The sequence below is a fragment of the Vulcanisaeta sp. JCM 14467 genome, from assembly GCF_001316245.1.
Lineage (GTDB): Archaea > Thermoproteota > Thermoprotei > Thermoproteales > Thermocladiaceae > Vulcanisaeta.
On the sequence record NZ_BBDM01000002.1, the window covers coordinates 93,293 to 105,645 of the forward strand.

Below are 12,353 nucleotides of genomic sequence, written 5' to 3' on the forward strand. Positions count from 1 at the left end.
GAGTCATCACAGCCTCAGCAATTCAGTAGGTTCTGAATCTGGTCAGGGGACATGGAAATACCCAGGTCATTCATCACGTTCGTTATTATCCTCAACGTTAAATCATCACTCAACCTACTTGCGATGCTCCTCAATTCCTCAGCATACCTACATGGATCCTTCACGAAATCCTCATTACCATACGCCAGGAACAACTCCCTCCTAACCCCTCCACAAATGACGCGCACAAAGACGTTGTTGAGCCCATGCTCATGAACCACACCACCATAGATTGAGGAGTACCTCGTATAAACCTCAAACCTAACCTGCCCATAATTACCGGGTCCCCTAAAGATTGGCCCCTCGATTATTAATGAGTCGAGTAACCCATCATCACGAATAATAAACTCAACAGTCAACTCCAACTCATGAAACCAAAACTGCACAATCACACAGTCAAAGGCATCCAAATACCTAGAACACCTAACCCCACCGACACCACAGACCCCGACCACAATCAATATTAACTAACCATTATTTAATGCTAATCACCGCACGATACTTTACATATAGCAAATAAATCAGCAATTCAGAAAATATGGCGCTTCCAAGAGAAACACCGGAGAAACCTTTAAATAAGAGTAAAGATATACAAAAACACAGTAAAATATCAGGCAGGCCCACTATCGTGGGCTAAAACCAAATCACCTCTTTTCCTTTTTGCATCCTTAAATACAGGGCAATAATTAGTTTCTTAACTTTACATTACTATTTTATGTTCTACAAGGGAATAATTGCAATAAAATATAGATACCTATAAAGTCTTTATCCAGAACATACTAAAAAGATTTAAATTAATCCCCAGCAAGAAGCAACCATATGAGTTTCACAGAGGTTAGTCTTGGGGATGTTGTTGGGATAATTAGGGAGTTAAGGATGCTTAGGGATTCGATTAGGAATAGGATTACAGTTAAGGTCCCCAGGGACCACATAATTGGTGGTGTTGACGTCCTAGCCAAACCCATGTTTACTGACGGCTTTATTGTTTCCTTTAAGGTTGGTTCCCGTGAGTATAGGGTTTGGTGGTCAAGTATTGAGGAGTCACTGAGTGGTAGGGGTGGTTATTGGGGTGATTACAGGGTCGTTACCAGTAAGGAGCCCTACATAGAGTTTCTCAACCCTGACGGTAGTACTGCGGCTAAGGTGAGGATTAGTGAGGACTTAATAAGTAGGTTAGGTAACCTGTTGAACGCAGCATTTCTGCTGAGCGTTGTTGATTGGTTTATTGAGGATGACGTTAGGGGAATCGCTAACATAGCCAACATATTCATACCAGAGGATTACTCCGAACTCAGGTACATAAGCGATTTCGTGGAGACAATCCATGCTAAGTTGAGTGAGTTGAATATAATTAAGGAACTTGAGGATGGTGTTAGGAAAATAGAACTTGAATGCCACACAAACAACCATGCGAATAGGGAAATAGTCGACGTAATACCAGTGGGCAAGTACTACCTATGCCCAGACTGCCTGAGGAGGGCTGAGAAGTACGTGGATGAGGTACTCAGCAGGTGGAGGGACGTGAAGATAAGGGTACCGCTAGAAACATGGCAGGGATTGCAAAAGGGTATAGAGCAGACAAAGGATATAATACAGGCAGTAATGAAGGCCATATAATCCAGGGTAAAACATGTTATTGAACTCTTTAAAAACCACGATCAAGCTTGACCACCAGGTAACCATTAACAATGAAGGATATAGGAAATTATTATGATAGTGCTCATACCACCTATGCTACCTTCCATGCCTACGCATCATGAAGAACGACCAACACTGTCATGATTGGTGCTACGAAATCCAATCAAGCCTAGCACCGCAGTTATCCTCCATAAATTATAAGGCGCACAAGAATCCTCATCAATTTAATCTTACTCGACGCAATAACTCAACGGCGTTTCTTCAACATTTACGACAAAGCCGTAACCCATCGCAACAATTTTGAAACTATCTCTCATACACTTTGATTAAGCGGCAAATCCAATGCTGGTGAATCAAACTTGTTGATTAAGCCCTGACTATTGGACCTAACGCTCTCCGCAATATAGAACTACCATATCTTAACTCCAACATTATTAAAACCAATAATTACGCACTGAAAACCTTAAAAAAATCCCAATAAGGAAAGCATCATAGCGGGGGTAGCTCAGCCTGGCTGGAGCGCCCTGGGGCAGGAAGCCCCGCGTATGGCTCATAACCGGGAGGTCCCGGGTTCAAATCCCGCCCCCGCACCAGTTCGTGCTTGGTTTATTACTTTCGTAGGTCCTTGTATTGATTGCGCATGAGTAGAGCTTAAAATGCCGCGTTGGGGATCTGCATTGTATGGGTGGTGCTGGCTGGAACATTAGAGATGCTGCTTTGCTTGGTTTTGTTGGTGCGATACTCACGTTGATTCCGTATTACGTCAACATAGCGGGTCTGGTTCTGGTGCTTGTGGCGTTGTACATGTTAGCTAGGGCTTATGGTAATGACAATATCTGGAGGTACGCACTGTATGCGGTAGTCACGGCTATCGTTGGTTCGGTGTTGGTGATGGGTATTGGGTTCACAGTAATCCTCACCACAATACTATCCTTCCCACGGCCAGTTTCACCCACCTCATTTAGTCACGCAGTCCTCACCACGGTTATTGCGATACTCGCGGCGGCCTACGTGGTCATGGTCATAAGTGGTTACTTCTGGAGGCATGGTTATGGTGAGCTTGCCAGGAGTAGTGGTGTGGAGAGGTTTGAGAGGGCTGGTTGGTGGTTATTTATTGGGGCTGCCACGGCCATTGTGCTTGTGGGTATTGCGCTCTACGTGGTTGGTATGATATACGTGATCCTGGGCTTTAACGAGTTAATGAGTAGGTCACAACCTTAAGACCAATCCCTAATTACCCTGGTTCTCCTCCTGCCTCTTGACGTGGATGCTACGATGATTAATACTAATATTATCAATGTAATTAGGTAGAGGGTTTCATTGGTATTACCGGTTAATTGGGTATTCTGAGTATTCATGGATTGGCTGGTTCCCGTGGTTGATGTGCCATACCACTGTTGTATTACGGCAATTACATCATGAGCCACCTGGGGATTCTCAATTATTATGCCCAATTCCCTATTTTCGTGGAGTGACGTGTAGTCAGGTTGATGCTGCCTACGTATACGTAGTTGCCCACGACTATTGCCTTGGCTGTTAAGTCATTAATCATTACCGCGCCCAATTCATTAACTACGTAGTAATTCTCGCCGTGGCTTCCAACTAGTATGAGCCTATTATTGTGTTCCTGGATTAGGCCGTATAGACTTGATGATGGGTATAACTCCTCGAGGGCCATGTATAGTGTGCCTGGTTGGCTTAATAAATCGCTTAGGTACTCGTAGGAGTTTATGGGCGAGACTACAATCCCTGGGTAATTGATTTGCGTTATTGAGACGTTGTGGTAGTCGTCGAGTATTATGTTTGCGAAGACGCTTGCTATACTTGAGTTATTAATGATTAAGTCAATGCCTAGGTCATGCTCGAAGCCGTAGTAGGTTGGGTTTATTGATCCTATGATCACGGTCTCATTATCGATCACGAAGACCTTACTATGGACATAATCAAAACCGTAATTAAACGAGACATGGACACCGGCACCCCTCAACTCACTCACCACCGCATACTCCTCCTCGGGAACACCACCATAGACATTACCCGAGAGAACTACGTAAACCGCAACACCCCTCTGGGCCAGGCTTGCTAATTCATTGACGAGAGGTTGATAAGTGAGTTCATAAGCCTCGACATAGATGCAACACCTTGCTTCATTAATCACGCTGAGGATGTATGATGAATTAGTTGGCGATACTACAATGGCTACTTGGCTCGAGTTAATCGCCACGTACCAACTGGGCATGGACTAGGATGGGCAGTGCCACGATTATAAACAGTGCAATAATTATGGCACTCCTCATCAAACACTAATCACCAACGGGCATTTTAAACCCAATACTGAAAACACGGCACACAATAATGGGAATCCCAGGAAAAATGCTTTTAAAGCAGACAAAAATAGCCGAAACTGGGCCGTAGCTCAGCCAGGTAGAGCGGCGGCTCTTAACCCGTAGGTCGTGGGTTCGAATCCCACCGGGCCCGCCAAGGCATATTTAATCATTCTCTCGATAATAATCATCGTAACCATTCCCATGTTCATTGAGAATCCTTTCTATAAGGTTCTGAGCATAGGTTAAGGTTACGATTAAGGACCATGCTAAGCAGGTTCTTACCGCGAGTTCAGGTTTTGCGAATAGATTAGCGAGATACTTTACCTTAATCATAGTCATGGTTTAGACAAAAATAATATTTTTAAGGCAAAGATGATTGCAATAATTGTATGAGCGTTAGTAGGAGAATTGGTGGCACGTTGCTCATAATGTTTGGCGTGTTTGTGGCGGGAGGCAGTATGTATGGATTTTTCAAATTCTTAGCAATCTATGGAGCGTACAAATTACTTGGCGGCGTCGTTGGCTGGCTTGAGCTTTCAGCAGTAATGATTTATTTTGGCGTAAAATTAGTGAGGACGAAGCAATGTACTAGACGTAATGACTGCTAACGTGCTATATACCAACATATTAATTACCAACGTCTCATTCATTAATAACGTTAATGCAACGTACGAGGCACCACCAGGTTAAGTGAACATAATATATGTGGTAATGTGGTGAATAGTTCGTTAGTATTTCCAGGACTGAAATGAATGCCGTCACTGTAATCCTACTCAATGTCACCGTTACCATACTCATCAATCCAAGATCGACACCCAACATACCGCATATACTACCGTGCAACTGGACCGTGATAAAGACACCACTGACGCCAGGGCAGGCATTAACGCTACCGGCGCCAACGAGCATATTACTCGCTAAGGAGTGGTAACACACCACATGAGGCTTCAGGACTACCCACCATACACACTAACATGGAAGCTTCTGGGTCTGGTACACAATGGAGCCTATGAAGAACGTAACCAGCCTACCCTGGCCAGTGAGTTAGCCCCCATCAACCCTGGCAAACCCATGAAACAATTCTACGCAAAGGAAGCAAACCACCCCATGGCCTAGGTTAGCCCCTTATTAAACACTGCCATGCTAAACCAAAGGCTTTTTAGTATCAAACCTATTAATGGACTAGCATGGAGGATAGGGTTAGGCGCCACGCCAAGTTGACCATTAGCATGTATGAGAAGGGCCTGAGACTGCCAGGAGGGGTAATGCGGTTCAGGTCAGCGAGAAGTTCTATAAGGCCGTGGAGGAGGGCATAAAGGCACTGGCCATCGCTAAGGACACCGAGGAGACGAGGAGAGCGTTGAAAAGGCGTGGCTGGAGTACCAAGCTCCTTGGTAGGGCTGCTGCAAGGCTTGGGCCTGTCGTTAGGCATGCCTGGTTGTCTGGTTATTACTTACACGTGGAGGGGTTCCACGAGGCGAGGCTTGACGTAACCGACGTGGAGACGTTGCTGGAGGATATTGAGCCATTAATCCAGGAGTTTCCTAACCTCCTGGACCAGGGGCCGTAGGCATTGCCTGGGTCTGGCTTGATCAACCATGCTTTGTAATACCACGGCGATAATGAGGATGGGCCCAAGGCTGTAATCCCTACTGCAGGAAGTAAGTACCGGACTAATTACAGCTTGTTTGCTCCGCAAAACAGTGATGGGTAAGCCCACGGAATAACACTGGGCCTAAAACCCAATGATGCCCACAATCCCTGTGCCTTCCTGAAATAAACAATAAAGAGCAGAATATCAACAAAGGGGAATACGAACATAAGTACGGCGGCTATCACGAGTCCAATAACGAACCATCTATTCCTACGAACCCACTCCCAACCATACATCTAAATAACCTAACCCAAGAAAGACAAAACCAGACCACAAGACATTCACTACTGAGGTAATTATCGCTATGTCGAAATAAATCAAGAACATGCTTTATTAGCCTGGTTTTGGTTGCTTATTTGTGATGAGGGCCCAGTACCTGATTGGTGAGGTGAATGACCACTGCTGACCTGGGTAAGGGCTTTAAGCCCGTGCTTATTTTTGTCCTTGATGACGAGAGAGGGCTTGCTGAGCGGTGCTGATCACCTGGCAAGTCTGACACCTTTGGCTTAATCATTCATTGACTGTGATGATTCCCTAGACCCTGAGCCCTGATGATGGACATCCTTACTGAGTTTGAGGGATTTAAAATGGCATTATGTTGTTATGCCTCCACTTGTTATGTACTCTGATATTCCATCGCCGAGCAATGCGAGTCCGATGACCACGATAGTTATTACTACGCCAGGTATTATTGCATACCACCAGGCAGGGGCTGGGAAGTATTGGAAGCCCTCTGACACGAGCCTACCCCACTCCGGGTATGGTGGTGGTACTCCGAAGCCCAGGAAGCTTATTATTGAGTAGGCCAGTATGACATTGCCTAGGTCGATGGTTGCGTAGGAGATTATTGGTGTTAGTACGTTGGGGAATATGTGCCTAAATATTATGCCCATGGTGCCTGTCCCAGAGAGTTTAGCCGCATCTACGAAGTATTGGGTCTTTATCCTGAGGGTCTCAGCCCTGAAAAGTCTTGCGTACGTGGGCCACCAAACAACAACTAGGGCTATTGCTGCATTAATAGCGCCTCTACCTATTGCTGCCTCTACGGCTAGGGCCAGTATTATTGCGGGGAATGCTAGGAACATGTCGGTGACCCTCATGCCCGTCTCATCGACGTACTTACCAAAGTACCCGGATATCATGCCTATCAAACCACCAATTAGTATTGCTGACCCAACAACGAGTATTGATATAAGGGCTTCAGTCGGCGCACCATACAGTATCTCGCTGAATAGGTCCCTGCCTAGGTTATCAGTGCCGAAGATATGCTTAAGTGAGGGTGGTTGGAAGGCCGCGGCGTAATTTACGGCAAATGGGTTATACGGCAATAATGCCCATCCTATGGCTGGATTATGAAATACCATTCCTAGTAATTGAAGTATGCCCTCAATTATTGACCAGCCATAAAATGCTATCGTAATTATGAAGCCTACCAATGTTGGTGGGTTATGACGCATGTAAGTCATAAATAATCTTAATGATGAGATCCTACGTTCGCTAATTACAACGGTTTGTGTCGCCATATTAATCGCCTACTCAAGCTTAATCCTAGGATCTACAACCGCATATAATATATCGGCCACTAAGTTTGCAATTACAACACCAATAGCCACGATGAAGGTTCCAGCCATTACTAATGGATAATCCTGTTGGTATAACGCCTGTGTTAATAACCACCCCATACCTGTCCATGAAAATACATCCTCAATAACAACCGCGCCAGCAAGCAATGAGGCAAATGTTAGTGCTAATACCGTTATTGCAGGTATGAGGGCATTCCTTAGCATGTGCTTAAATACCACGTCCCTCTCCCTTAATCCCTTCATTATTGCTGTCCTTATGAACGGTTTTGCCGCGATATCAATCATGCTATTCCTTATCAATCTCGAAATTATGCCGAATGCTACAAGCGCCAGTGCCGTAGCCGGTAGGATTAAATGCCTTAGGCTTGACCAGAAATATGGCCAATCACCCTCAATTAGCGCATCGACCGTAGGCATACCGGTAATTAGCTTTGGTGGAGATAATAATGGGTTAGCCAGGCCTGTTGCTGGTAATAATTTCAGTCCATAGGCTATGGCCAATTGAAGGAGCATTGCGACGAGAAATGGCGGCATTGACCAAGTCACTAGGTAAAATGCTCTAATTGTATAATCAGTCGGTGTATTTTTATGCACTGCAGCTATTGCACCCGTTAATATGCCTAGGATTATTATTACTATCATGGCTGCTATGGTTAATTCAAGTGTTCTTGGGAAGTATGTATCAATTAATTGTATTATTGGTTGATGATACATGGGGTCCTCACCCCAATTACCCTGGATCACAGCTAGTAAGAAGTAGTAGAATTGAACGTAAACAGGATCATTTAAGTGATACTCTTTAGTTATTGCTTCGACTATCGATGGTACAGGGTGTGGACCAGCCCACGCAACCGCTGGATTTGGTGTTATTATGTGCGTGATTATGAACATTATGAAGATTACCCCGAGCACGGTTATAACCATGTTTATACCTCTTCTAATTAGAAATGAGGCAAGTCCCATTATTATAGAAATATTATGATAATTTTTAAGTTTAACTCACTTCAAATAGCATTAGTAATTTATGAGCTACCTGTTGTTGTATATATTGATGTGTAATTTATGCATGTGCCTGTGCCATTGTAGAAGTACATTGTTGGGTAGTAGAAACCAGTAATTAATGGGTTAATTAGAACACCACATACATACTTGTACGTGAAGCCGTAGAATGCCGGTTCATATAACCATATGTATGGCACATCCTTATATACCTGTGTATATATCTGCTTCATCATTTCTACCCTCTGTGTTATGTTTGTTGTGAATACGGCCTCCGTAGTTAATGTATTAACTAATGAGTTGTTATACCAAGCCTCATTACCCGCAATACCTCCAAAGTCAACATTGAGTATGAACCAAGCCTCCTGAGCCACTGGGTCCCACCAATCTGGGTACCAATCAAGTAGGAAGAAACCTGGATACTGCGGTGAGGTTGGTGGGTTCTCCATAGCGGAAACCAGGTAGCTCACGGGTACGCCCTCAAGTATTACATTAACGCCAATATTACTTAGCATCTGCTGTATCATCTGTGCTTCCTGCGTGAATGTAAGGTCAGTACTTATGTACCATAGGTGCACGGTTAATGGCTTACCGTTCGGATTAATCACAGTTCCATTCGGTAATGTTAATTGGAATCCGGCGCTCGCTAGTAATTCAATTGCCTTATTAGGATCATACGGGTACAGTGGTAAATTACCTGGGTTATAATATGGATTAGATGGATATGGCGGTATTGGGCCTAGGTATGGCGTACCGAATCCCTTCAACACGGTATTAATTATTTCCGTAGTATTAATCGCATATGCAAAGGCCTCCCTTACCACAGTCAAGTTATACGGGTATCTCTGTGTATCAAATACAAGAAATACATCACCACCTGACCATACTGGTCCGTACATCACTATATTGGGTATTGATAATATGGCTGAGAGGTATATTGGCGGTGGCGACTCATGTGGACTTGGGTCAATTGCTTGTGCAGCACCTGTCTTAAATGCGAGTATCTCCTCATCGAAACTTGTGTAGTACTTAATGACAATATTCTTTATATGGGCTGGAGCCAGCATGAAGTTTGGTGGATTCTTTGCTGCCCAATAATTCGGATTGGCTGTTAGTACGATTTCCTCGCCAGGTATGTACTGGGCCAATGTATATGGACCACTACAAAGCATGTGAGTACTTAGGTAGGACGTTGTTTGGTCAGGTTGTACACCACCATTTTGATCAACGAATGTTGGATCAACGATCATAGCCCATGAACCAGCCATTACGCCAAGGAAGTCATAATAAGGTGCTAGCAGGTTGAATTGTATTTCATATGGTCCCTTAACCACCGCTGCCTGGTTTGGGTATTCCATGAGTTTTACTATTGATTGGTTGTGTACGTTGAAGTTGCTTAGTACGTTGGCTAGGGCATTGGCGCACTCCTCCTCATAACCAGTCAGGTTAGTCTGCGGATTCGGAAACTGAAGACCAAAAATCTGCTCCATAGCACGACAAACACCCCAGGGAGCGGCATAACCAGTTATGCTGGCTACTGTACCATTATATAACAAGTCGAGGAAGTTGAATGCGCCGAACTGGTTCATTACTATTGACCTGTATATGCTGAACCAAACCGTTGTTGCGTTTATCTGGTCACCGTTCTGGAAGTATGCTCCCTGCCTTATGTAGAAGGTCCAGTTAAGGTAGTTATTCGATACGGTCCAGTTATAGGCTAGGGCAGGTAAGAAGGATGATGGGTCAGTACCGTTGTATATAACCAATGTTTGATAGCACGAATATAGTATTTCCATGTCCTGTGTGTACGCAGCTATTGCTGGATCGAGGCTATCTGGCGGTGTTGTTTCTGCGACGACCAATGTATTATTCGATGGTGGTGTTACTGTGGTTGTTGGAGTAACAGTCGTGACATTTGATGGTGTTACTGGCTTTGACACCTTAGTGGGTGGTTTATAGAGCATATAGGCTGCAACGCCGACCACTATTACCACTATTATAACGGCAATTGCTATTGTAACGCTCTTTGACAACCCCTTCCTCGGCATAAATTACTAAGTTAATATATTAGTTTTTAAGTATTGCTCTTCTTCAATTTTTTTATGAAATATCTATTTATAAATATCTAAAATACGAGGGAACATTTACAGGGATTATTTCTTTACGTACAGCCAACATGCAACTTTAATTCCATTCTTAACCTCAACAATTGGTGGTTCTCTCTCACGACATATGTCCATCCTGAATGGGCATCTTGGATAGAATCTACAACCCTTTGGCGGATTAACGAGACTACCAACCTCGCCGGTTGGTGGCTTTAACTCAGACTTGCCAATGTCTGGTACTGACTCAATAAGTGCCTGCGTATACGGATGTAGTGGTTCCTTAAGGACTGAACCTGTATCCCCTATCTCCAGTATCTTGCCCATATACATAATCATTATTAAGTCGCTCATGTACTTAGCAACGGCTACATTATGTGTGATAAGTAGGTACGTTAGGTTATGACGATTCTGTAGATCAACGAGGAGGTTAAGTACCTGGGCCTGCGTTGACGCATCCAATGCTGATGTTGGTTCATCAAGTACTACGAATTCCGGGTTCGTGATTAATGCCCTCGCAATGGCAACCCTCTGTCTCTGCCCACCAGATAACTCGCTTGGTCTTCTCGTGGCCAACGATGAGTAATCTAACCCAACCTCACCCATTATTTTGGCTACAGCCTCATCTAGCTCCTTGCCCCTGACACCCCTATTCTTAAGTGGCTCACCTATAATGTCTTTAATCCTCATCATTGGATTAAGGCTTGAGTATGGGTCCTGAAAAACCATCTGTAACTTAGCCCTAATATTTCGTAAATCCCTCCCCCTCGCCTTAGTGATGTCAATGTCGTGGAAATAAATCCTACCTGAGGTGGGTTGCTCAAGGGTAACTAGAAGCCTACCCAGTGTTGTCTTACCGCTACCTGACTCACCGACAAGGGCCGTGGTTTTTCCCGTGGGTATTTCTATGCTAACATCATCAACAGCCCTAACAAAGAGTGGCTTCTCTCTTAAGATCCTGTTTATTATGCCGTAATTCTTCGCAAGAAATACCTTGACTAAGTTCTCAGTCCTAATCAATACGTCACTGCCCATATAGGAAACACCTCACGTATATGTCATTAACTTTAGTAAGATTTGGAACCGCCTTACTACATATGTCCATCCTGAATGGGCATCTTGGATGGAATCTACAACCGGGTGGTGGATTTAGTAGGTTGGGTACGGAACCACCTATTATCGGTAGCTTTCCCTCGGTCTTGCTAATTCTTGGTATGCTGCTAAGCAACGCCTGTGTATATGGATGCTTCGGTTCGTGCATTACGCTTTTTACCGAGCCTAACTCCATTAATTGACCAGCATATAGTACCATTACTGAGTCAGCTATTATTGACGCAACTGCTATGTCATGCGTTATGAACAGTATCGATATGCCATACTCCCTCTTTAAATCCTTAAGTAACCTGAGGATTTGTGCCTGGACAGTTACGTCTAACGCCGATGTTGGTTCATCAGCAATAAATAACTTAGGTCTCATGAGCAGCCCCATCGCTATCATAACCCTCTGTATCTGCCCACCGGATAGTTGATGTGGGTATCTTTCAATTATTAATTCAGGATCAGGCATTCTAACATCCTTAAGCACACTAATTATTTCACTAATTGCCTTATTCTCATCAAATATATTGCCTTCCCTCTCATACCTAATTCTAACGGCTTCCATCAATTGATCCTTAACCTTAAATACAGGATTTAGGCTTGTGGCTGGTTCCTGAAAGACCATGAATATGCCCGTACCCCTTATTTTCCTCATTTCATCACTGCTCAATTTTAATAAATCAATATTGTCAAATATTATGGATCCACTAACATACTTAGCATTGGGCGGTAATAACCTAGCTATCGCTAAAGCTAATGTCGATTTACCACTACCTGATTCACCGACGACGGTGAGTGATTCGCCCTTATCTATATTAAAAGTTATATCATTAAGTGCGTTGACAATACCAAATGGTGTTCTATAAATTATGCTTAAATCCTTAACTTCGAGGAGTGCCATACCTAATTGGTT

Annotated in this window: 15 protein-coding genes and 2 tRNA genes; 8 read left to right on the forward strand and 9 right to left on the reverse strand. The window is 43.9% G+C overall.

What is annotated here, in order from left to right; genetic code table 11:
- Positions 1-14 precede the first annotated feature (14 nt).
- Complete coding sequence (locus tag JCM14467_RS02495; protein WP_252900612.1) at positions 15-494, reverse strand: hypothetical protein; 480 nt, start codon at positions 492-494, stop codon at positions 15-17.
- 364 nt (positions 495-858) lie between these two features.
- On the opposite strand from JCM14467_RS02495, the gene JCM14467_RS02500 reads away from it, so the two are divergent.
- From JCM14467_RS02500 to JCM14467_RS02505, 3 genes are all read left to right on the forward strand, one after another.
- Entirely contained in the window at positions 859-1,656 is a 798-nt protein-coding gene (locus tag JCM14467_RS02500; protein ID WP_054849019.1) for a hypothetical protein, read from the forward strand.
- Positions 1,657-2,171: 515 nt separating this feature from the next.
- A tRNA-Met gene (locus JCM14467_RS15150) sits at positions 2,172-2,270 on the forward strand.
- 88 nt (positions 2,271-2,358) lie between these two features.
- Positions 2,359-2,898: a DUF996 domain-containing protein gene (locus tag JCM14467_RS02505; protein ID WP_054849020.1), complete on the forward strand. Its 540-nt coding sequence runs from the start codon at positions 2,359-2,361 to the stop codon at positions 2,896-2,898.
- On the opposite strand, the gene JCM14467_RS15155 is transcribed toward JCM14467_RS02505, so the two are convergent.
- Positions 2,895-3,131, reverse strand: a complete 237-nt coding sequence (locus JCM14467_RS15155) for a hypothetical protein (RefSeq protein WP_252900484.1) — start codon at positions 3,129-3,131, stop codon at positions 2,895-2,897. The genes JCM14467_RS02505 and JCM14467_RS15155 overlap by 4 nt on opposite strands.
- On the reverse strand, positions 3,122-3,916 hold the full coding sequence (locus JCM14467_RS02510; protein ID WP_252900485.1) for a phospholipase D-like domain-containing protein: 795 nt from the start codon (positions 3,914-3,916) through the stop codon (positions 3,122-3,124). The genes JCM14467_RS15155 and JCM14467_RS02510 overlap by 10 nt, the downstream gene beginning before the upstream one ends.
- 167 nt (positions 3,917-4,083) lie before the next feature.
- Between JCM14467_RS02510 and JCM14467_RS02515 the strand changes: the two genes are divergently transcribed.
- The 5 genes from JCM14467_RS02515 (at position 4,084) to JCM14467_RS02530 (ending at position 5,574) form a co-directional block, all read left to right on the forward strand.
- Positions 4,084-4,158, forward strand: a tRNA-Lys gene (locus JCM14467_RS02515).
- Positions 4,159-4,393: 235 nt separating this feature from the next.
- A complete protein-coding gene (locus JCM14467_RS02520; RefSeq protein WP_054849021.1) occupies positions 4,394-4,612 on the forward strand; it encodes a hypothetical protein in 219 nt (72 codons plus the stop codon).
- 140 nt (positions 4,613-4,752) lie between these two features.
- The gene (locus JCM14467_RS02525) at positions 4,753-4,935 is read left to right on the forward strand and encodes a hypothetical protein (protein WP_054849022.1); all 183 of its coding nucleotides are present in this window, start codon (positions 4,753-4,755) and stop codon (positions 4,933-4,935) included.
- A 256-nt stretch (positions 4,936-5,191) separates the two neighbouring features.
- Positions 5,192-5,320 (forward strand): hypothetical protein, encoded by a 129-nt coding sequence (locus JCM14467_RS19295; protein ID WP_256359189.1) that lies wholly within the window; start codon positions 5,192-5,194, stop codon positions 5,318-5,320.
- The gene (locus tag JCM14467_RS02530) at positions 5,305-5,574 is read left to right on the forward strand and encodes a PaREP1 family protein (RefSeq protein WP_054849023.1); all 270 of its coding nucleotides are present in this window, start codon (positions 5,305-5,307) and stop codon (positions 5,572-5,574) included. Before JCM14467_RS19295 ends, JCM14467_RS02530 begins: the two co-directional genes overlap by 16 nt.
- 107 nt (positions 5,575-5,681) lie before the next feature.
- Here the strand turns inward: JCM14467_RS02530 and JCM14467_RS02535 are convergent, their stop codons facing one another.
- From JCM14467_RS02535 to JCM14467_RS02560, 6 genes are all read right to left on the reverse strand, one after another.
- Positions 5,682-5,894, reverse strand: coding sequence for a hypothetical protein (locus JCM14467_RS02535; RefSeq protein ID WP_054849024.1), 213 nt, complete (start codon positions 5,892-5,894; stop codon positions 5,682-5,684).
- A gap of 357 nt (positions 5,895-6,251) precedes the next feature.
- Positions 6,252-7,181 (reverse strand): ABC transporter permease, encoded by a 930-nt coding sequence (locus JCM14467_RS02540; RefSeq protein WP_054849025.1) that lies wholly within the window; start codon positions 7,179-7,181, stop codon positions 6,252-6,254.
- Between the two features lie 9 nt (positions 7,182-7,190).
- Positions 7,191-8,204 (reverse strand): ABC transporter permease, encoded by a 1,014-nt coding sequence (locus tag JCM14467_RS02545; RefSeq protein WP_054849026.1) that lies wholly within the window; start codon positions 8,202-8,204, stop codon positions 7,191-7,193.
- Between the two features lie 59 nt (positions 8,205-8,263).
- Positions 8,264-10,288, reverse strand: coding sequence for an ABC transporter substrate-binding protein (locus JCM14467_RS02550; RefSeq protein WP_054849027.1), 2,025 nt, complete (start codon positions 10,286-10,288; stop codon positions 8,264-8,266).
- Between the two features lie 105 nt (positions 10,289-10,393).
- Positions 10,394-11,377 (reverse strand): ABC transporter ATP-binding protein, encoded by a 984-nt coding sequence (locus JCM14467_RS02555; RefSeq protein ID WP_054849028.1) that lies wholly within the window; start codon positions 11,375-11,377, stop codon positions 10,394-10,396.
- Positions 11,367-12,341, reverse strand: coding sequence for an ABC transporter ATP-binding protein (locus JCM14467_RS02560; protein ID WP_054849029.1), 975 nt, complete (start codon positions 12,339-12,341; stop codon positions 11,367-11,369). Before JCM14467_RS02560 ends, JCM14467_RS02555 begins: the two co-directional genes overlap by 11 nt.
- Positions 12,342-12,353 lie beyond the last annotated feature (12 nt).